Here is a 19,434-nt window from a genome sequence, read left to right as displayed (position 1 = left end):
CAGAAAGGAAGACCGCGGTGACACAGCACGCTCCCGAGGAGCTGACGGAGTACTCATTGAGCGCTCTGATGACCCCGCCGGCGCCACCGACCGAGCCCGACGACTTCGACGATTTCTGGCAGTCCACATTCCAGGAGTTCGGCGTCGGTCCCGTCGCGTGGGAGTTCACTCAGGACATCGCCCCCACCCAGACGCATCGCATCGCCGAGATCCGCTTCCATTCCTCCGCCGAGGAGCAGGCTGTCGCCTACGCGATGGTGCCGCACTCGATCGCGGATGCCCGTCGGGGCCTCGTGGTCGGGCACGGCTATGGCGGCCGCACCGGCCCAGACCTCGACCGCGTGCCGGCCGACACCGCCGCGATCTTCCCGGTCGCGCCCGGTACTCATGCGGGCACCCGCAGCCGATTCCCCGCTCTCCCCGACGAGCACGTGCTCGCCGGCATCGCGCACCGCGACACCTACGCGCACCGCTTCAGCGCGGCGGACATCTGGCGCGCGGCGACCGTCCTCCTCGACATGGTGCCCACCGTCACCGGAGCGCTCGACTTCAGTGGCGGAAGCTTCGGCGGCGGGATAGGGGCGATGGCCCTTCCCTGGGACGTGCGGTTCCGCCGCGCCGCCCTGGACGTGCCGAGCTTCGGCGACCACGATGTGCGCCTGACGCGGCCATGCACCGGCAGCGGAGAAGCCGTCCGTCAGCACGTGCGCCGCCACCCCGAGGCGCGACCAGTGCTCGACTACTTCGACGCGGCGATCGCGGCGCGACGCCTGCGTCTTCCTGTGCACGTCAGCGCCGCCGTGCTCGACCCCGCCGTCGATCCTCGCGGGCAGTTCGCGGTCTATCACGCCCTGACCGGCCCGCGACGTCTCGGCGTGCGCGCCAACGGGCACCTGGCAGGTCCGATCGGAGAGCAGTCGGATCGGCTCGCGCTCCAGGACGGCATCGACTTCCTCGCGCTGCCCGACGAACGCCTCTCTTGAGCGACTCTCAGACAACGCATAGCGATCTCCATAGAAATCGCATAGGAGATTCCGCAGAATAGAGGCATGACCAGCGACCTGCCCGAACTGCGCCGTCCCGACGGCTCCCCCCTGCGCATCCTCGCCGTCGATGACGAGCAGATGCTGACCGACCTGCTCGCGATGGCACTGCGCATGGAGGGCTGGGAGGTGCGAACCGCATCCTCCGGAATGGAGGCTCTCCAGGTCGCACGCGAGTTCGAGCCCGATGCGCTCGTGCTCGACATCATGATGCCCGACCTCGATGGGATGTCGGTGCTCAAGCGGCTCCGCGAGGCCGGCAACCTGGTTCCGGTCCTGTTCCTCACCGCGAAGGATGCCGTGGGCGATCGCGTCGCCGGCCTCACCGCGGGCGGCGACGACTACGTCACCAAACCCTTCAGCCTCGAAGAGGTGATCGCCCGGCTGCGGGCGATCATCCGCCGCACCGGTCACGCCACCGCCGACGACGGCCAGTCGATCCTGCGCGTCGCCGACCTGACCCTCAACGAGGACAGCCACGAGGTCGTGCGCGACGGCACCGAGATCGAGCTCACCGCGACCGAGTTCGAACTGCTGCGCTACCTCATGCGCAACGAGCGTCGCGTGCTGTCGAAGGCGCAGATCCTCGACCGCGTGTGGAGCTACGACTTCGGCGGCAAGTCCTCCGTCGTCGAGCTGTACATCTCGTACCTGCGCAAGAAGATCGATGCCGGACGCACGCCGCTCCTGCACACCGTCCGCGGCGTCGGCTACATGATCAAGGCCCCGCAGTGAGCTCTGCGACGATGAAGAGGCGACCGATGAGCCTGCAGACACGGCTGATGACCGCCGTGATCGGGTTCGTATCGCTGATCCTCATCATCGTCGCCGTGATCACCAGTGCGACGCTGGGCAAGACCATGGAGGACCAGCTCGATCAGAAGCTGAACACGGCCGCGCACAAGGTGGCGAACATGACCACAGCCATCGCTCCGTCATCCGCCACCGCGCAGAACATCCTGAAGACCCCCATCGAGCCATCGGCCGGAATGCTGCTCTTCGTCTCGAGTCCGGTGACCGGCTACAGCGGCGCTGTCGTAGCGAACACACCCGGAGATGAACTCACCGGAACCCTGCAGGCGCTCAGCAGAGCGCAATTGGCAGAGATCATCGTTGCGTTGAAAGACACCTCCGTCGCGACAGTGGAGCTCACGGACCTCGGCTCATATCGGGTCATGGCTCTGCCCACGAACACAGGCGTCGTGGTGGTCACCGGACTCCCCCGCGACGAGATCCAGAGCCAGCTCACGCAGCTGCTCACCGTGATCGCGCTCGCGACGATCGGCGGTCTGATCCTGCTTGCTCTGACCACAGCGATCACCATCCGGGTGAGCCTGCGACCGCTTCGCGCCGTCGCCATGACGGCGACCAGGGTGGCCAACCAACAACTCGACCGCGGTGAGGTGACCATCACCGAGCGTGTACCGGCATCCGAAGCAGATCCGCGCACCGAGACCGGAATCGTCGGGGCCTCACTCAACAAGCTGCTCGACCATGTGAACGCCTCGCTCGCGTCACGTCAGGAGAACGAGGAGCGGATGCGCCGCTTCGTCGCCGATGCCAGTCACGAACTGCGCACCCCACTCGCCTCCATCCGGGGCTACTCGGAGCTGTCGCTGCGTGCCCTCCATCAGACGAGCACCCAGGATCAGCGTCCGGAGGTCATCGAGAGCACGACGACGTCACTGGAGCGCATCCAGGCCCAGTCGTTGCGGATGACCCGACTCGTGGAGGACCTGCTGCTGCTAGCCCGACTCGACGAGGGACGCGAGCTGGTCTACAGCACGGTCGACCTCGCACAGCTGGCGCTCGAAGGCCTCTCGGATGCGCGCCCCACCGCAGTCGATCACCACTGGAACATCGAGGTGCCGGACGAGCCCGTCACCATCGTGGGCGACGCCGGGCGAATGCACCAGGTCGTCGCGAACCTGCTGGCGAATGCGCGCACGCACACGCCGGCCGGGACGACCATCACCCTCAGCGTCGCCCAGGAAGGCGACGAAGCAGTGCTGCGCGTGCACGACGATGGTCCGGGCATCGATCCCGCCATCCGGGACGAACTGTTCGCCCGCTTCGCCAGGGCTGACACCTCACGGGCGCGCCAGACCGGCGGTACCGGACTCGGGCTCGCGATCGCCAAAGCCATCGTCGAGGGCCACCACGGCTTCATCACCGTGTCCAGTGAACCCGGCGACACGACCTTCACCGTCCGCATCCCGAAGAACCCGGCGGCGTCCAGCGACACCGCCCCGGAAGCCTGACCGGATCAGTACCCGGCGAACGCGTCGGTCGTGAGACTGCGAGCCTTCTGCAGCGCAGGGGCGAGGTCGGCGATCAGTCGCGGCGGACCGGAGATGTAGGCGTGACGCGTGGCGAGGTCGGCGACGGCATGCTCGAGCGTCTCCGCATCCAGGCGTGCTCCCTGCGCCCAGCTCCAGTGCGCCGGCAGCCCGACCGGCTCGTCGCGTGTGAACACGACGGTGCGCGCGCCCGTCGCCGCGAGCTCGTCGAGGAAGGCAAGCTCCGATGCGTCGGATGCCACGTACACGAGCACCACGTCGCGCTGCTGCCCCGTCGCCTGCAGCTGCCGCAGCTGCGACACGAAAGGCGTCACGCCGATGCCCGCCGCGACCATGAGCACCGGCTGTTCGCCCCGCGGCAGGATGAAGTCACCCCAGGTGCCGGTCACGGCGAAGGTCGCCCCCGGCTCTGCTGCCGCCAGCGCACGCTTGTAGCTCGACGGATGCTTCTGGTCGCCGTTCTTGTACGCGATGCGGAGCGTTGGCAGGTCGGCCGGCGCCGACACGATGCTGAACTCCCGGCGGGTGCCGCGCGCGTCGGGCCGGTGATGCGGAACGTCGAGCTCGAGGTACTGCCCAGGGAGGAAGCGCACGCGCCCCTTCGCCCGGAAGGTCAGCTCCTGGGCGGTCGGGGTCACGAACTCGCGCCGCTCGAGCACGAGCCGCACCGATCCGCGCAAGGCGAAAGCGAAGGCGACCAGGTTTCCGATCAGCAGCGCGCGCTCCTGACCGAGGGTGAAGAGGCCGGCGACCGAGATCGGCCATCCGGCCAGAAGCCCCACCACCACGGCGACCACGAACTGCTGCCGTCGACGCGGCGGAAGGGTGAGGGGCTCGGAGAGCATGAACGCGCCGAGGAACAGGAACGGCGACTGCAGCACCGCGAACTGCAGAGCCGTCGCCGCGTCGAAGGCGATGTCGAACTGCGCAGCCTGCACCGCCTGTCGCACCACCGAGGTGGCGAACGCGACGAGCAGGAACACCAGTACGACGCGCACCTTCTCGGTACGCCACAGCACCGCGAGGCCGAGCACGGCCACGGGGATGGTGAGAACCGGCGTGCCGACCCACCACGACGACGAGGTGCCCAACCACTCGAAGGCCCCGAAGGCGCCGAGAATCGAGACCACGGCGGCACCGAACGCCGCCGGGTTAAAGATATGGCGTCCACGCCACGCGATCAGATACTTCGAGACACTCGCCACCGCCCCCGCGAGGGCGAGTCCGAGAAGGGCGCCCAACTCGACGCCCGGTCGAAGCACGAACAGCAGGATGAGCGCGGTGACCAGAGACGACTCAATGCGCCACGGGAGCCGCAGGATGCGCTGCGCTGCCGCGTCGACGGCCGATATCACGACCGCGAGCACGAGGAACGAGGCCACCAGCTCGAGTGGGGTCGGGGACACGATCACGCCGAACAGCGACAGCACGAATGCGATGACCCCGAGGGCGATCAGCGCGAACAGCACCAGGCGGTACATCGACAACGAGCCCAGCACTGCGAGAACGCGCTGCCGCGCGGCGGCGAATGAGGTGATCACGGTCTCCACTCTTCCCTAATTCCGAGCCGCAGGGGGCTCGCTGCTCGTGGCGAGGAACAGTTCACCCGGCCACCCGGGCGAACGCTGCACCCGCCCGTCGGTGCTCATCCGAACCCACTCCACGCCCCAGGTCTGCGCGAGCTCGCCCCCGCCGTCGAAGAAGAGCGCCGTCGCGACGGCATCCGCCACCATCGCCTCCGGGGCCAGGGCCCAGGTCGCAGCCCACGTGCGTACCGGCAGTCCGGTGCGGGCATCCAGGACATGGTGCAGACCGCTCCCCCACGCCCTCCGGTTGACGGCCGAGGCGCACAGAGCCTGGTCCTGCACCTCGACGACGCCGATGACCTTCTGGGAATCGTACGGATGCTCGAGACCGATGCGCACTCCGGCTCCGCGCACCCGGATGTCACCACCCGCATCCACCACGAGATCGCCCGGCACGCTCGCCAGGACAACCATCACGAGGTCGACGAGGCGCCCCTTGCCGAGCGCTCCGACGTCGAGCAGCGCCGGCTCCGACGTGGCGACTCCAGCCGCCGTCCATGACAACCGCTCCTCCCAGGCACCCGGTGCGCGCACCGGCTCACCGGCCACCAGCGAGTACTCGGCGTCGTATCCGAGCGCTGCGAGGCTGTCGGCCACGAGCGGGTTGACCGCACCGCCGGTGGCGGCAGAGAGCTCTCGGTAGGCGTCGAGCATCGGCCCGGCATCCCGCGAGACGAAGGTGCCACGCTCACGTCCGAGGCGGGAGACATCCGAGTCAGCCCGGAACCTCGACCATTCGCGGTCGAAACGCTCGATCTCAGCGGCGACCGCTGCACGCATCCCATCGGTCAACGACTCCGACGATTCGATCTCCCAGTGCGTTCCGATCGCCTCGAAGCGCCAGCTCGGCATGCGGCTCAGGCGCCTAGGCGGCGGCCTGCTCCTTGATCGACTCCACGGCTTCGTTGAAGCCGCCGCTGGTGAGCGATGACCCAGCGACACGACTGACCTTCACCTCGTCCAGCGACTTTCCGTCGACCTCTTCGGCGATGCCGTCGATGAACTGCCCCTGGTACTGCTCGGTCTCGGGGGCCTGCGGGTCGCCCGTGACCTTGACGTCGGTCACGAGGCCACCTTCGAGGGTCAGGGTGACGGAGATCTTCTCGACGGTCTCGGGCGTCTGGTACGAGCCATCGGCGGTGTAGGTGCCATCGGCGTAGGTCGCTGTGGAGTCGCCACCGGAGGACGAGGACGACGAGCCGGCGTCTGGCGTGTTTCCGCCGTCGGTCGAGCTCTCGGCGTCGGCGTTTCCGGAGCATCCGGCGAGGACGAAGAGTCCTGCGATCCCGAGGAGTGCGGATCCCTTGCGGACAGAGGTCGGTACGGTCGTGCGGATCATGGTGGCCCTCCCGGCTCGGTGTCGGTCGACTCGCTCGTCGACCATTCGACCGTAAGCACCACGGCTATGCGCGGGCTGTGCCGTGACGATGCGTTACGCGTCGCCGCCGAACATGCTCGTCACGGAGCCGTCCTCGAACACCTCGTGGATGGCGCGGGCCAGCAACGGGGCGATCGGGAGGATGGTCAGCTTGTCCCAGCGCCGCGATTCCGTGAGCGGGATCGTGTCGGTGATGACGACCTCGTCGATCGAGGAGTCCTGCAGCCGATCGGATGCCGGGTCGCTGAAGATCGCGTGCGTCGCCGCCACGATCACGCGGTGGGCGCCGGCCGCCTTGAGCGCCTGGGCGGCCTTGACGATCGTGCCACCGGTGTCGATCATGTCGTCGACGAGGAGGCAGGTGCGCCCCTCGACCGTTCCCACGATCTCGTGCACCGAGACCTGGTTGGCGACCTTCGGGTCACGACGCTTGTGGATGATCGCGAGCGGGGCACCGAGGCTGTCCGACCAGGTGTCCGCGACGCGCACGCGACCCATGTCCGGCGAGACGACCGTGAGGATCTCGCGGTCCGCAGGTGACAGCGTGCGCTGGAAGTACTCCAGCAGGACGGGCTTGGCGAACAGGTGATCGACTGGGCCGTCGAAGAAGCCCTGGATCTGCGCCGCGTGCAGGTCGACGCTCATGACGCGGTCGGCGCCGGCGGTCTTCAGCAGATCGGCGACGAGACGGGCGCTGATCGGCTCACGACCGCGGCCCTTCTTGTCCTGACGCGAATACGGATAGTACGGCGCGACGACGGTGATGCGCTTGGCCGACGCGCGCTTGGCGGCGTCGATCATGATCAGCGTCTCCATGAGCCATTCGTTCACCGGCTCGCCGAAGGTCTGGATCAGGAAGAGATCGACACCGCGGATCGAGACCTCGAAGCGGGCGTAGATCTCACCGGACGCGAACGTGCGGTGCTCGACGGGCGCGATCTCTGTACCGAGAGACTCGGCGACGGCCGCCGTGAGCGCAGGATGCGAGCGACCTCCTGCGACGACGAGTCGCTTCTTGGTCTTGGCGATGATCCCGGGAGCCACGCCGTTGTCGCGATCCAGGTCGACCGTCTTCTTCTTGCGCGCCATGCTCCGCCTATTCCGCCGAATTCTCGCGGGACGCAGCATCCGCTGCGCCCGTGCCTGCTCTGTTCTTCTCGACCCACCCCTCGATGTTGCGCTGAGGGGCGACGGTCATGGCCAGCGCTCCGGCCGGGACGTCTTTGCGGACGACCGCGCCGGCGCCGGTCTTCGCACCTGCCCCAAGCCTAACGGGCGCGACGAGCACCGTGTGCGAACCCGTGTGCACCTCGTCACCGATCTCGGTGCGGTGCTTGTGCACATCGTCATAGTTGGCGGTGATCGTGCTCGCGCCGAGGTTCACGCCGCGGCCGATCGTCGCATCGCCGACGTACGAGAGGTGCGGCACCTTGCTGCCCTCGCCGATCTCGGTGTTCTTGGTCTCGACGTAGGCGCCGATCTTGCCCCTGGCGCCGAGGACCGTGCCGGGGCGGAGGAACGAGAACGGGCCGACGGTGGCTTCTGCACCGATCACGGCCAGGTTCGCATCGGTGCGGCGGACGATCGCGTCTTCGCCGACCTCGCAGTCCACGAGCGTGGTGTCGGGGCCGATGACGGCGCCGGAGGCGATGACGGTGGCGCGCAGGATCTGCGTGTTCGGGAGCACTGTGACGTCGGCTGAGAGCTTCGCGTCGTCGTCGATCCAGGTCGTCGCCGGGTCGATGACCGTGACGCCCTCGAGCTGCCAACGACGCACGATGCGCTGGTTGAGCAGCCGGCCGACCTCGACCAGCTGAGCACGGTCGTTGACACCGTAGGTCACCGTGACATCGGAGACGACGGAGGCCGCCACCCGGTCGCCGTCACGACGGAGCATCCCTGGAACATCGGTCAGATACATCTCGCGCTGCGCGTTGTCCAGGCTCAGCTGCGGCAGGTAGGTGCGCAGCGTCGCGGCGCTGAACACGTACATCCCGGCGTTGATCTCGCGGACGGCGGCCTCCTCGGCACTCGCGTCCTTCTGCTCGACGATGCGGTCCACGCCGCCATCGGCATCGCGCACGACGCGTCCGTAGCCGGCCGGATCGTCGACCAGGGCCGTCATCAGCGTGGCCGGCGCGCCGGAGGCACGGTGCTCAGCGACGAAGGCTGCGAGGGTGTCGACATCGGCGAGCGGGCAGTCCCCCGAGAGCACGAGCACGTCACCGTCGAAGTCGCCGGGCAGAGCCTCGACGGCCACCTGCACCGCGCGGCCCGTACCCGGGATGTCGTCCTGGTCGACGAACACCGCATCGGGATAATCCTCGGAGAGGGCAGCGACGACCTGGTCGCGCTCGTGCCGGACGACCACCTCGACGTGCGCGGCCTGCAGCCGCCCCGCTGTCGTGAGCACGTGTCCGACCAGTGGACGCCCGCTGATCGGGTGCAGCACCTTCGGCAGACGCGACTTCATGCGCGTGCCCTGGCCTGCGGCGAGGACGATGATCGCGAGATTGTTCCCAGTCATGCTCCGCCGCCAGGACTCGAACCTAGACCTAACAGCTCCAAAGGCTGTCGTGCTGCCATTACACCACGGCGGACCGCAGCGCCCACGAGGACGCCGCGGGGACAAGTCTGCCATGCTCCGGCCCCGGTTCCGCTGACACCGCGGCCCGTCATCCGCGTGAAATACCGATCTGCAATGCTGACGACATGAGCATCGTGATCGAACGGGTGAAGGCCGCAAGCCCCGCCCTGGCCGAGTTCCTGGTCGCCCACCACGCCGAGTTGGAGCACACCGCGCCGGCCGAGAGCCGTCACGCGCTGGTGTTCGAACGCCTGCTCGCCCCCGGTGTCAGGCTCTTCGCCGGCTCCGTCGACGGACGCCCGGTCGCCACCGGCGCCCTCGTGACGGTCGAGGACGGGCATGAAGAACTCAAGTCGATGCGGACAGATCCTGCCCTGCGCGGAAGAGGTCTCGGCCGGTCGATGCTGACCTTCCTCCTCGCCGATGCCGAGGTGCGAGGCATCCGTCGGCTCTCACTCGAGACCGGGAGTGCGGAGTTCTTCATCCCCGCCCGCACGATGTACGCCGCAGCGGGTTTTCGTGAATGCGGCCCGTTCGGCAGCTACATCGCCGACCCCTACAGCACGTTCATGACGCTCGACCTGTCCGCGACATCCATCGCACCGGGCGCGCACACGCGATAATGGGCGGATGAGCGAGGTGGATGAGGTCGACCGGATCGTCGGCGCGTGGAACACCCAGCGCCCCGACCTCGACTTCTCACCCCTTGAGGTCCTGTCGCGGATGGACCGCCTGTCACGGCACCTCGACCGGGCCCGCCGCGATGTCTTCCGCCGCAGCGACCTGGAGCACTGGGAGTGGGATGTGCTGTCGGCTCTGCGCCGCGCCGGTGCACCCTTCCAGCTCTCCCCCAAGCAGCTTCTGCAGCAGACCCTGGTCTCGAGCGGGACGATGACCAACCGGATCGACCGGCTCGTCAGCCGCCGCTTCGTGCGTCGCGAGGCAGACCCCGGCGACGGACGCAGCGTGCTGGTGATCCTGACCGATGACGGTCGCATCCGCGTGGATGCCGCCATCACACGGCTCGTCGACGTCGAGGCCGACCTGCTGCAGGCACTCTCGCGCTCGGACCGCGATCGCCTCGCCGGGCTGCTGCGCAAGCTGAGCCTGAGCTTCGACAAGTGAGCGGCACCCGCTGATGGGCATGCCCTCACCTCTCCCGGTGCGCGACGGCGTGGGAGCCACGCGTCTGCATGTGCCACTCACCGGCGCGTGGCCGACCGTCTCGGCATACATGGTCGAGCGCTTCTTCCACCTCGAGCCGGAGCGGCTGCTCGAACGGTTCGACCGCGGCGACATCGTGCGGGCCGACGGCTCGCCCGTCGCCCGCGACGCCACCCTCGGCAGCGTCGAGTTCGTCTGGTACTACCGCGAGCCCGCAGTCGAGACCCGGATCCCGTTCGAGGTCGAGATCCTGCACCAGGACGAGCATCTCGTCGTCGTGGACAAGCCCCACTTCCTGCCCACCACCCCCGGTGGCAAGTTCCTCCAGAACTCGGCACTGGTGCGGCTGCGCCGCCTCCTCGACAACGCCGACCTCGCCCCGATCCACCGCCTCGATCGCGCAACGGCCGGGCTGCTGATGTTCTCGACCCGTCCCGCGACCAGGGGTGCGTACCAGCTGATGTTCGAGAAGCGTCAGGTTCAGAAGGTGTACGAGGCGGTGTCCGCGCTCCCCGAGAGCGGGGTGCTGCCCACATTCCCCGTGGTCTACCGCAACAACATCGAGAAGCCCCGCGGTCAGGTACGCGTGCAGGTCGACGACGCCAAGGAGCCGAACTCCGAGACGCTCGTCGAGCTGATCGGCGGCGACGATCACGTCGTGCACACGCTGCTCCGACCCCACAGCGGCAAGATGCACCAGCTGCGCGTGCACCTCGCCGCCCTCGGCATCGGCATCCTGAACGACCGGTTCTACCCCGAGCTGCTCGACGACCTGCCCGACGACTTCTACCGCCCGCTGCAGTTGCTCGCGCGGGAACTGCGCTTCGTCGATCCAGTGAGCGGCGAAGAGCGCATGTTCACCACGCGGCGCACCCTGCAGGAAGCACCCGTCAGCGAGGACCCTGTCAGCGGCGCATGACCTTGCGCGCGAGGCGCGTGCCGAACGTCTGCGCCACGTGAACGAGGACGACGATGAGCAGCACGGCCGCCCACATGACCACGGGCTCAAACTGACGGCGTCCGTAAGTCAACGCGAAGTTGCCGAGTCCGCCGGCGCCGATGTATCCGGCCATTGCGGTCATGTCGATGAGCGCCACGATAACGAACGTGTACCCGAGGATGAGCGGGCCCAACGCCTCCGGGATCACGACGGTGAAAAGCGTCCGCCAGGGACCGGCCCCCATGGCGCGCGCGGCTTCGATCACTCCGGGTGAGACCCCGACGAGATGCTGTTCGACGATACGGCCGATCGCGAACATCGATGCCACGACGAGCGCCACGATCGCGGCGTTCGTGCCGATGCCGCTGCCCACGATGAAACGTGAGAACGGAATCAGCACCGTGATCAGGATCACGAAAGGGATGGGACGGAAGAAGTTGATGAAGAGGTTCAGCACCGCGGACACAGCGCGATTCTGCAGCATCCCTCCGGGCCTCGTCAGGTACAGACCGACGCCGATCAGACCGCCCAGCAGGCCGCCCAGCACGAGTGTGAGAGACACCATGTAGAGGGTCTCGACGGCAGCCGTCCAGAACTCCGGCCCCAGTTCGATGAGACGATCCATCAGCGCACCTCCTCGCTGTCGATGTCGGACACCTCGACATGTTGAGCGATGCTCGCGAGCGTCCGCTCGATGACTCCGTCCTCGCCGCGGATCGCGAGAGTGAGGTGCCCGAAGGCGCGCCCGCGGATGTCGTTGATTCCCCCGAACACGAGCTCGAATTCCAGTCCCGCGTCGGCGAGCTGGAGGAAGACCTGCGCCTGGGACGGACCGCCGTCACGGAACGAGAACGTCACGAGGCGACCATCGTGACGTTCTCGGAGGACTGCCCGTTCGGACGGAGAGGGCACGCCCTTCACGACCGTGCCGACGAACCGCTGCGAAGCGGCATGCTGCGGATTGGAGAAGACCTCGAACACGTCACCTTGCTCGATGACGCGACCGCGGTCCATGACGGCGACCTTCGTCGCAATGGTCTGGATGACATCCATCTCATGCGTGATCACGACGATCGTCACGCCCTGTTCCTCGTTGACCTTCTTCAGCAGTGCCAGCACCTCGTGCGTGGTCTCCGGGTCGAGCGCGCTGGTCGCCTCGTCGGCGAGAAGGATGGCCGGCCTCGTGGCGAGCGCTCTGGCGATGCCCACTCGCTGCTTCTGACCGCCGGAGAGCTGCTCGGGGTATGAGCGCGCCTTGTCGCTCAGGCCAACGAAGCTGAGCAGCTCGGTGACTCGCGCCTCGATGTCGGGCTTCGACCACCCGGCGAGCTTGAGCGGATACGCGACGTTCGCCCGCACGCTCTTCGAGGAAAAGAGATTGAACTGCTGGAAGATCATTCCGATTCCGCTGCGCACCCGGCGCAGCTCGCGCTCGGCGAGGGCGGTGATCTCCACGCCATCGACAGTGATACGGCCCTCGGAGGCAGGCTCCAGAGCATTGATGAGACGCACGAGCGTCGACTTGCCGGCACCGGAGTATCCGATGATGCCGTAGACATCTCCCTGATCGATCTGCAATGTGACGCCGTCGACCGCCGTGATCTGCTCGTCGGCCGCGGCCGGGGACGGGTATCTCTTCGACACGTTCTCGAGGGACACGATGGGCATGGAGTGCTCCGGTCTTGAGGGCGGAAAGGGCTCGGTCGACCTGAAGACGACGAATCGGGCGACGCTCGCGCGTCGCCCGATTCTCTCAGGTCGAGCTGATCAACCGTTCGCTGCGACGTCCTTCTGGACGTCCTTGAGCAGCGAGGCGAGCTCGTCAGCCGGGGTCTGCAGCGTGACACCGGTGCCGCCAGACGACTTCGCTAGGCCTTCCTGCACGTTCTTGTCGGTCTGGAAGATCTCGACCAGCTTGAGGTAGGTCTCGTTGTCGACGTCTTCGGCACGGGACGCGAAGATGTTCACGTACTGGAGCGCACTCGGGTCCTTCGGGTCGTCAGTGAACAGTGCGTCATCGAACGAAAGCCCTGCGTCCTCCACGAAGTCGTTGTTGATGATGGCCGCTGCCACGTCGGGCAGGGCTTCGGGAGTGAGCGCCGCCTCCAGCGCGGTGACTTTGACCTTGGATTTGCCCTCATCAACGTCAGCGAGGTCCGAGAACGCCGTGCCGCCGTCCTTCAGCTCCACGAGTCCGGCGGCCCGCAGCACCAGCAGTGCGCGGGCCTGGTTCGAGGCGTCATCGGGCACGGCGACCGTCTCTCCTTCCGGGATGTCCTTCACGGAGTCGTACTTCGTCGAGTAGAGGCCCAGCGGGTAGATCTGCGTCGAGCCGATCGCAGCGAGATCGTCGCCCGATGCCTCGTTGTACTGAGCCAGATAGACGATGTGCTGGAACTGGTTGAGGTCGACCTCTCCCTCACTCAGCGCCGGGTTGGGAAGCTCGTACGACCCGAAGTCGACGAGCTCGACGGTGATGCCCTCTTCGGCTGCAGCATCGACGAACGCCGGCCACTGCGGGTCGCTCTCACCGACGACGCCGATCTTGACGACCTCGTCTTCGTTCGAGCCGCCGCTGCCGGAACCGGTGTCGGAGGACGCGGTGGCGCAGCCTGCGAGTGCGACGAAAAGTGGGACCACGGCGAGCGTGGCGATGATGGAGGTGGTGCGGCGTGACATGTGAAGAGGTTCCTCTCTTGGGGGACTCGAATACGTTAGGCAGGCCGCTCCTCGCACACGGAATCGTGTGTCACACGCCGTCACAGCGGGGTGCGGCCTTCCCCATCTCGGAAGCACTCGACTCGCGCCTTTTCGTCGAGGACGCCCCGGTAAGAGAGCGAAACATTCAGTGACAGCGAATCGGCCCGCGTGTTTTGCTCGACACGCTCGAAAGAGCATCGGTGCGGTCCAGCACCGATACAACGACCGGAGACGTCATGAAATCAAGCAAGAAAGCCGCACTCGCCGCTGCAACGGCCGTGCTTCTGTCCTTCTCACTGCCTGCTGCCGCCCATGCAGCGACAGACGAGGAGCTCTACGCAACATCGACAGTCGTCGTCACCGATGTGAGGACCGGGGCGATCGTGTATCAGCAGTCGGAGGAAATACCTCTGGATGCGAGGAGCACATCGGCCACGATCGAAACGCGGATCCCTTCCCCTGAATTACCGGCTGATTCCACGAAGCCGGGTGTCGTTGCCCCGCGCTCCTCTGTGGGCGGGAACCACGACAACGGTTCTGTCAAGTCATCGATCACAATCCAGTACAGCTTGAACACGAAGGGCGATCAGATCCGGACCGAGAAGGTCACGGGGAGTTGGACGCCCGATCCCGGGTTCGGACTCAAAGATCGGAAGGTGGAGATCTACAGCGGCGGCGGACTGCCTTCGATTATCAAGAAGGCACCCACGACGAACAGCTACAGCTACAGCACCGGCTGGGGTTTCCAGACGAAACCGCCGCAGAACTCTCTCACCTCCCCGCGGGTGCTGGCTGAAGTGAAGTACCAGCTCTCGGGAACGGGCAGTGCGTGGTTGAAGCTGACCCACTGGGTCGACCTCTCTGGCATCTGATCCCCACCGTCGAGAGAAGGGTCCGAGTAGAGTTCCGCGCTCGGACCCTTCGCTCTCGTCGCGAAAGTGGAATCGTGCGTCACAGCGGGTTCGTGGAGCGCGGTGCGCGCAACGCCAGCTTTCCCACGTAGTGGCTTCGCAGGGTGTGATGTGCCTGGACGACTTCGTCGGCGTCGAACACCCGCGCCACATGTGCGGCGATGGGACTCGACTCGATGACCTCGTTCAGACGGTCCAGGGCCGCTCGGCTCCGGTCGCCGTCGTAGAACGACACGCGTTCGACAAGATCGCTCGTCGGCGCCGGATTCACGCCGTGTGGCCAGGCGATCCGCCCTGACGGCTTGAGGCCGCGCAGTGCGCTCTCTGCGGCCGGACCGCCGACGGTCACGAGTGCGGCGTCGAGTCCTCCCGGCGCGAAGCTCTCGATAGCCGCCGTCACGTCGCCCCGCCGACCGTCGACAGCCGCGTCGGCCCCGAGGCTGCGCGCGAGTTCGACGCCGTCCTCCCCTGAGGCCACCGCGAGAACCCGGAGACCCCGCTGCTTCGCCAGCTGGACGGCGAGATGCCCGATCCCCCCGCTCGCGCCGAAGATCATCACGGTGTCACCGGGACTCGCATCGATCACGTCGAGTCCGCTGGCAGCGGTCAGCGCATCCCAGGCGAGGACCCCCGCCTGCTCGTTCGTCAGTCGCTCCGGCACCGGAGCGACGTGTTCCTCGTCGACCACCGCATATTCGGCATAGAACCCGCCTCGCGGCACAGGCCTCGATGCCGCGTAGACACGGTCTCCGCGAGTGAAGCGCGTGACCTCGGCGCCGACCGCCTCGACGATCCCCGCGCCCTCCCACCCGAGGATGTAAGGGAACACCGAGGGGAAGCGGAAGGCTCCTTCGAATTCGCCCTCGCGTTCGAAGCGGTCCCATGACCCGATGCCGGCGACCTCGACCCGGATGAGCACATCTCGTTCGCCGACCGTCGGCACGGCAACAGTCCGCTCGTGCAGTTCGCTCTCGTCGCCGAACCTATCGAGGACGATCGCCTTCATCATCGTGGACATCGAACTCCTGGTTTCACTTGAATGGACGCGTCGCCTGCGGCCTCAGTCGAACTCCTCGATCCCCTGCAGGCGCACCTGCTCGAGATCGAGGCGGGCCGAGATGCGGCGAACGACGATGTCGTCAACGGTGCCGGCGCCGCGTAGACCCAGCAGCACCTCGCGCTTGCGGTCGATGAGCGCGAGCTTGAGACGCGTGTGCTCCTCGTGCCGGATCAGCGGGGAGCGCTGAGCGAGGTCGACGTCGGTCGAGGTGGCGATTATCTGCAGGATCGTACCGTCGGTGGCATCCGCTTCAGCGATCTGCTGCGTGCCCCCGCTCGGCGCCGGGTCCGCCACACGCTCGGGGTCGCGCGTCTCTGCGGCCGTTCCGGCGCTCAGCGGGTCGGGCTCGCCGAGCATCTCGTCCAGAGCCTCAGCCTCTGCATCGACCAGCGCCTGTTCACGCGCCAGGGTTCGGGCGTTCGCGAACTCGAGCATCTGGTAGCCCTCGGAGCGCACGCGATCCAGGACCTCCTGCCCCACGCCGTGCTCTGAGGCGAGGTCGTCGAGAGCGGCGAGCGCCGCGCCGGAGATCGCACGCTCGGCGAGCTCGTACTCCTCGTCTTCGACATGATCGACCGGGAACCTCGCCCACCGCACGACGGCGGGCAGGAGCGGCCCCTGCACGAGCAGGCTCAGCATGATCACACCCGCCGTGACGAACACGATCTCGTCACGCCCGGAAACCGTGCCCCCATCGGTGATGGTCGCCGGCACCGACAGCGCGATCGCGAGGGAGACGGCACCTCGCATACCGGCCACGGTGGACACCGCTCTGGCGCGCGCCCGCGCTCCCGGTGCGGGCCGCGGGCCGGTCTGTCGTTGGAAGGGCACGTTGAGCAGCTGGAACAGGTAGCGCACCGCCAGGAGCGTCGCCCACACGGCGAGCGTGATCAGCACGAGGCGTCCGATCGCCGGAGCCGAGATCTCGTGCACGACGTACTGCACCTCGAGTCCGATCAGCACGAACAGGGCGCCGTTGAGCAGGAACACGCCGAACGGCCACGCCGCATCGGCCTGCCGGCGCGAGGCGGCGGTCGTGACCCGCGGTGACACGTAGGCGACGATGAGCCCGGCCACCACGACCGCGAGCACTCCGGAGGCGTGCACCATCTCGGCTGCGAGGAACGCCGTGAACGGGATCAGCAGCAGCGCCACGTTGATGACGATCGTCGAAGACGTGCGCCGCAGCAGCAGGTAGCCGAGAGCGGCGACCACGACACCGGCTGCGATGCCGCCGATGTAGGAGATCAGTACGTCAAGCGTGACCGACAGCGGGGTGATCTGGCCACCCAGCGCCAGCGACACCGCGATCGCATAGAGCACGAGGGCCGTACCGTCGTTCGTCAGGCTCTCGGCCTTGAGCTTCATGAACATGCGGCGCGGCAGCAAGCGCCCGAGGGCTGCGACGGCAGTCGCGTCTGGCGGAGCGACCGCAGCTCCGAGGATGAGAGCGATCTCCCACGGCATCCCGAACAGCACACCGATGCCGGCGACGGCGAAGGCCGAGGCGACGACCAGCACCGTGCTCATCGGGAGGATGTAGCGGAAGTCGCGACGGATCGACCGAAGCGATGTGGTGAGACTCTCCCAGAAGAGCATCACCGGGAGGAAAAGCAGCAGCACGGTCTCCGGTGGCAGCTGCACTTCTCGCAACTGCGGCACGAAGCCGAGCAGCAGTCCGAAGATGACCAGGACGAGTGGGAGCGCGAGACGCACGCGCGGGGCGATAAGGGTTCCGACAAGAATCGTGAGTCCGAGCAGGACTGTTACTTCGAGGCCTTCCATCCCTACCTCCCAACAGCGTTGAGAGAAGGATATTCCTCCGTCAGCCGATCTCCTCGGTGAGTTCGAACCAGCGCAGCTCCAACTCCTCGATCTCGGTCTGCTGCTCGCTGATCTTCTTCATCCGGTCGCCGAGCCCGTCGTAGTCGGCCTGGTCGTGGTCGGCGAGCGCGGTCTTGGCGGTGTTCACCTGCTGGGTGAGCTTCTGGATGCGCCGCTCGAGGGCGGAGATCTCCTTCTGAGCGGTGCGCAGCGCCGCTCCGTCCAGTCCCTTGGCGGCTGCCGTAGCCGTCGCCGTGGCTGCTGACGTCGCGGTCTGCTTCGAACCAGCGACGGCCTGCAGGTGGCGAAGGCGCAGGTACTCGTCCACGCCACCGGGAAGATGACGCAGATGCCCGTCGAGGACCGCGTACTGCTGGTCGGTGACGCGCTCCAGGAAGTACCGGTCGTGACTGACCACGAGAAGCGTGCCCGACCAGGAATCGAGCAGGTCTTCGATCGCGGCGAGCATGTCGGTGTCGAGGTCGTTGGTCGGCTCGTCGAGGATCAGCACGTTGGGCTGGTCGAGAAGCACGAGGAGCAGCTGGAGACGGCGCTGCTGACCACCGGAGAGGTCCTTGACCGGAGTGGAGAGCTGGGCGGAGTCGAACCCGAGCCGTTCGAGAAGCTGTCCCGGCGTGAGGTCCTGCGCCTTGGAACCCGCACCCATCGAGTAGGAGGTGCGAAGGCCCGAGATGATCACGCGCACCGGGTCTTTCCAGTGCTGCGTGAGCTCGTCGAGCCGTTGGGTCAGCGTCTTCACCTTCACGGTCGACCCGCGCTTGACGCGACCGACGGTCGGTTCGACGGTGCCGGAGATGAGTCCGAGCAACGTCGACTTGCCGGCACCGTTCACACCGAGGATGCCGGTGCGCTCCCCCGGTGCGATGCGCCACTCGATGTCGCGCAGCACGACCTTCTCGCCGCCGTCCGCGGTCGGGTAGGTCACGCCGACGTCGAGCAGATCTACGACGTCTTTGCCGAGGCGCGAGACGGCGAGCGACTGCAGCGACACCTTGTCGCGGATCTCGGGCACGTCGGCGATGAGCTCGTTGGCCGCGTCGATGCGGAACTTCGGCTTCGCCGTGCGGGCAGGGGCGCCGCGCCGGAGCCAGGCGAGCTCCTTCTTGGCGAGGTTCTGACGCTTCGCCTCGGTCGCCGAGGCCATCCGGTCACGCTCGACGCGCTGCAGGATGTACGCGGCGTAGCCGCCCTCGAAGGGCTCGACGATGCGGTCGTGCACCTCCCACGTCTCGGTGCAGATCTCGTCGAGGAACCACCGGTCGTGCGTCACGACCAGGAGCGCTCCGGAGTTCCCGGACCAGCGCTTCTTGAGGTGCCCGGCGAGCCAGGTGATCGCCTCGACGTCGAGGTGGTTGGTCGGCTCGTCGAGAGCGATGACGTCCCAGTCGCCGGTGAGCAGCTTCGCGAGCGAGACCCGGCGCCGCTGGCCACCGCTGAGGGAACCGATCTCCGCATCCCACGGCAGGTCGGTGAGGAGCCCGTCGATCACGTCGCGGACGCGCGCATCGCCCGCCCACTCGTACTCCGGGGTGTCGCCGACGACCGCGGCGCTGATCGTGAGGTCGTCCGGCAGGTTGTCCGCCTGATCGAGCACGCCGATGCGGGTGCCGCCGCGCACCGTGACGCGTCCGGAGTTCGGTTCCTTGATGCCGGCCAGCATCCCGAGGAGACTCGACTTGCCGTCGCCGTTGCGGCCGACGATGCCGATGCGATCGCCCTCCTCGATGCCGAGGGTCACGGAGTCGAAGACGACCCTGGTCGGATATTCGAGGTGGAGGCTTTCGGCCCCGAGAAGATGTGCCATGTTGCTTCCAGGGTAGCCGCGCGCGGGCGACGCCATGGCCGCACGTGAAGGCGAGGCCTTCTGGATGCCCCTCCGTTGCAGGGCAGGGCGGTCTCCGACCGAGTTCACCCGACCTA

General features: G+C 67.2%; 18 protein-coding genes and 1 tRNA gene. 7 read left to right on the top strand and 12 right to left on the bottom strand.

Features of this window, described 5'->3' with window-relative positions; translation table 11 throughout:
• Positions 1-17 precede the first annotated feature (17 nt).
• The 3 genes from CQ040_RS13000 (at position 18) to CQ040_RS12990 (ending at position 3,304) form a co-directional block, all read left to right on the top strand.
• Complete coding sequence (locus CQ040_RS13000; RefSeq protein ID WP_219844710.1) at positions 18-983, top strand: acetylxylan esterase; 966 nt, start codon at positions 18-20, stop codon at positions 981-983.
• A 66-nt stretch (positions 984-1,049) separates the two neighbouring features.
• Entirely contained in the window at positions 1,050-1,778 is a 729-nt protein-coding gene (locus tag CQ040_RS12995; protein ID WP_028503472.1) for a response regulator transcription factor, read from the top strand.
• Positions 1,779-1,804: 26 nt separating this feature from the next.
• Positions 1,805-3,304, top strand: coding sequence for a cell wall metabolism sensor histidine kinase WalK (locus CQ040_RS12990; protein ID WP_105526783.1), 1,500 nt, complete (start codon positions 1,805-1,807; stop codon positions 3,302-3,304).
• A 5-nt stretch (positions 3,305-3,309) separates the two neighbouring features.
• Here the strand turns inward: CQ040_RS12990 and CQ040_RS12985 are convergent, their stop codons facing one another.
• The 6 genes from CQ040_RS12985 to CQ040_RS12960 all read right to left on the bottom strand — a co-directional run bounded on the left by CQ040_RS12985 (position 3,310) and on the right by CQ040_RS12960 (position 8,907).
• Positions 3,310-4,884: an FAD-dependent oxidoreductase gene (locus tag CQ040_RS12985; protein WP_105526845.1), complete on the bottom strand. Its 1,575-nt coding sequence runs from the start codon at positions 4,882-4,884 to the stop codon at positions 3,310-3,312.
• Positions 4,885-4,899: 15 nt separating this feature from the next.
• Complete coding sequence (locus tag CQ040_RS12980) at positions 4,900-5,781, bottom strand: FAD:protein FMN transferase (protein WP_105526782.1); 882 nt, start codon at positions 5,779-5,781, stop codon at positions 4,900-4,902.
• Positions 5,782-5,794: 13 nt separating this feature from the next.
• Positions 5,795-6,268, bottom strand: a complete 474-nt coding sequence (locus tag CQ040_RS12975; protein ID WP_105526781.1) for an FMN-binding protein — start codon at positions 6,266-6,268, stop codon at positions 5,795-5,797.
• A 93-nt stretch (positions 6,269-6,361) separates the two neighbouring features.
• Entirely contained in the window at positions 6,362-7,396 is a 1,035-nt protein-coding gene (locus CQ040_RS12970) for a ribose-phosphate diphosphokinase (protein WP_105526780.1), read from the bottom strand.
• Positions 7,397-7,403: 7 nt separating this feature from the next.
• Positions 7,404-8,834 (bottom strand): bifunctional UDP-N-acetylglucosamine diphosphorylase/glucosamine-1-phosphate N-acetyltransferase GlmU, encoded by a 1,431-nt coding sequence (glmU, locus tag CQ040_RS12965; RefSeq protein ID WP_105526779.1) that lies wholly within the window; start codon positions 8,832-8,834, stop codon positions 7,404-7,406.
• Position 8,835: 1 nt separating this feature from the next.
• A tRNA-Gln gene (locus tag CQ040_RS12960) sits at positions 8,836-8,907 on the bottom strand.
• Positions 8,908-9,019: 112 nt separating this feature from the next.
• On the opposite strand from CQ040_RS12960, the gene CQ040_RS12955 reads away from it, so the two are divergent.
• Genes CQ040_RS12955 through CQ040_RS12945 form a run of 3 tightly spaced genes read left to right on the top strand, consistent with a single transcriptional unit; the run spans position 9,020 to position 10,977 of the window.
• Positions 9,020-9,517, top strand: a complete 498-nt coding sequence (locus tag CQ040_RS12955; RefSeq protein ID WP_105526778.1) for a GNAT family N-acetyltransferase — start codon at positions 9,020-9,022, stop codon at positions 9,515-9,517.
• Positions 9,518-9,524: 7 nt separating this feature from the next.
• Positions 9,525-10,019, top strand: a complete 495-nt coding sequence (locus tag CQ040_RS12950) for a MarR family winged helix-turn-helix transcriptional regulator (RefSeq protein ID WP_028503464.1) — start codon at positions 9,525-9,527, stop codon at positions 10,017-10,019.
• A 19-nt stretch (positions 10,020-10,038) separates the two neighbouring features.
• On the top strand, positions 10,039-10,977 hold the full coding sequence (locus tag CQ040_RS12945; RefSeq protein WP_219844709.1) for a pseudouridine synthase: 939 nt from the start codon (positions 10,039-10,041) through the stop codon (positions 10,975-10,977).
• Here CQ040_RS12945 and CQ040_RS12940 read toward each other — a convergent pair.
• The 3 genes from CQ040_RS12940 to CQ040_RS12930 form a co-directional block, all read right to left on the bottom strand.
• A complete protein-coding gene (locus CQ040_RS12940) occupies positions 10,964-11,623 on the bottom strand; it encodes a methionine ABC transporter permease (protein WP_105526776.1) in 660 nt (219 codons plus the stop codon). The two genes, CQ040_RS12945 and CQ040_RS12940, sit on opposite strands and share 14 nt — an antisense overlap.
• Positions 11,623-12,666 carry a methionine ABC transporter ATP-binding protein gene (locus CQ040_RS12935; protein ID WP_105526775.1) on the bottom strand — a complete coding sequence of 348 codons (1,044 nt, stop codon included), beginning with the start codon at positions 12,664-12,666 and terminating at the stop codon, positions 11,623-11,625. The genes CQ040_RS12940 and CQ040_RS12935 overlap by 1 nt, the downstream gene beginning before the upstream one ends.
• Positions 12,667-12,765: 99 nt before the next feature.
• Positions 12,766-13,677 carry a MetQ/NlpA family ABC transporter substrate-binding protein gene (locus CQ040_RS12930; RefSeq protein ID WP_105526774.1) on the bottom strand — a complete coding sequence of 304 codons (912 nt, stop codon included), beginning with the start codon at positions 13,675-13,677 and terminating at the stop codon, positions 12,766-12,768.
• A 257-nt stretch (positions 13,678-13,934) separates the two neighbouring features.
• On the opposite strand from CQ040_RS12930, the gene CQ040_RS20485 reads away from it, so the two are divergent.
• The gene (locus tag CQ040_RS20485) at positions 13,935-14,570 is read left to right on the top strand and encodes a hypothetical protein (RefSeq protein WP_146113884.1); all 636 of its coding nucleotides are present in this window, start codon (positions 13,935-13,937) and stop codon (positions 14,568-14,570) included.
• Between the two features lie 79 nt (positions 14,571-14,649).
• Here the strand turns inward: CQ040_RS20485 and CQ040_RS12920 are convergent, their stop codons facing one another.
• Genes CQ040_RS12920 through CQ040_RS12910 form a run of 3 tightly spaced genes read right to left on the bottom strand, consistent with a single transcriptional unit; the run spans position 14,650 to position 19,318 of the window.
• On the bottom strand, positions 14,650-15,627 hold the full coding sequence (locus tag CQ040_RS12920) for an NADP-dependent oxidoreductase (protein ID WP_105526772.1): 978 nt from the start codon (positions 15,625-15,627) through the stop codon (positions 14,650-14,652).
• Between the two features lie 42 nt (positions 15,628-15,669).
• The gene (locus CQ040_RS12915) at positions 15,670-17,454 is read right to left on the bottom strand and encodes a Na+/H+ antiporter (protein ID WP_105526771.1); all 1,785 of its coding nucleotides are present in this window, start codon (positions 17,452-17,454) and stop codon (positions 15,670-15,672) included.
• A 40-nt stretch (positions 17,455-17,494) separates the two neighbouring features.
• Positions 17,495-19,318, bottom strand: a complete 1,824-nt coding sequence (locus CQ040_RS12910; protein WP_105526770.1) for an ABC-F family ATP-binding cassette domain-containing protein — start codon at positions 19,316-19,318, stop codon at positions 17,495-17,497.
• Between the last annotated feature and the right edge of the window lie 116 nt (positions 19,319-19,434).

Origin of the sequence: Microbacterium sp. MYb54 (genome assembly GCF_002979515.1) — a bacterium.
GTDB lineage: Bacteria > Actinomycetota > Actinomycetes > Actinomycetales > Microbacteriaceae > Microbacterium.
This window is presented reverse-complemented; position numbering and strand designations above follow the sequence as displayed.

Coding starts and splice junctions, on each gene's coding strand:
- CQ040_RS12920 (WP_105526772.1), bottom strand. CDS start 15,627: ATGTCCACGATGATGAAGGCGATCGTCCTCGATAGGTTCGGCGACGAG.
- CQ040_RS20485 (WP_146113884.1), top strand. CDS start 13,935: ATGAAATCAAGCAAGAAAGCCGCACTCGCCGCTGCAACGGCCGTGCTT.
- CQ040_RS12945 (WP_219844709.1), top strand. CDS start 10,039: ATGCCCTCACCTCTCCCGGTGCGCGACGGCGTGGGAGCCACGCGTCTG.
- CQ040_RS12990 (WP_105526783.1), top strand. CDS start 1,805: ATGAGCCTGCAGACACGGCTGATGACCGCCGTGATCGGGTTCGTATCG.
- glmU (WP_105526779.1), bottom strand. CDS start 8,834: ATGACTGGGAACAATCTCGCGATCATCGTCCTCGCCGCAGGCCAGGGC.
- CQ040_RS12970 (WP_105526780.1), bottom strand. CDS start 7,396: ATGGCGCGCAAGAAGAAGACGGTCGACCTGGATCGCGACAACGGCGTG.
- CQ040_RS12995 (WP_028503472.1), top strand. CDS start 1,050: ATGACCAGCGACCTGCCCGAACTGCGCCGTCCCGACGGCTCCCCCCTG.
- CQ040_RS12975 (WP_105526781.1), bottom strand. CDS start 6,268: ATGATCCGCACGACCGTACCGACCTCTGTCCGCAAGGGATCCGCACTC.
- CQ040_RS12910 (WP_105526770.1), bottom strand. CDS start 19,318: ATGGCACATCTTCTCGGGGCCGAAAGCCTCCACCTCGAATATCCGACC.
- CQ040_RS12930 (WP_105526774.1), bottom strand. CDS start 13,677: ATGTCACGCCGCACCACCTCCATCATCGCCACGCTCGCCGTGGTCCCA.
- CQ040_RS12935 (WP_105526775.1), bottom strand. CDS start 12,666: ATGCCCATCGTGTCCCTCGAGAACGTGTCGAAGAGATACCCGTCCCCG.
- CQ040_RS12950 (WP_028503464.1), top strand. CDS start 9,525: ATGAGCGAGGTGGATGAGGTCGACCGGATCGTCGGCGCGTGGAACACC.
- CQ040_RS12955 (WP_105526778.1), top strand. CDS start 9,020: ATGAGCATCGTGATCGAACGGGTGAAGGCCGCAAGCCCCGCCCTGGCC.
- CQ040_RS12915 (WP_105526771.1), bottom strand. CDS start 17,454: ATGGAAGGCCTCGAAGTAACAGTCCTGCTCGGACTCACGATTCTTGTC.
- CQ040_RS12940 (WP_105526776.1), bottom strand. CDS start 11,623: ATGGATCGTCTCATCGAACTGGGGCCGGAGTTCTGGACGGCTGCCGTC.
- CQ040_RS12980 (WP_105526782.1), bottom strand. CDS start 5,781: ATGCCGAGCTGGCGCTTCGAGGCGATCGGAACGCACTGGGAGATCGAA.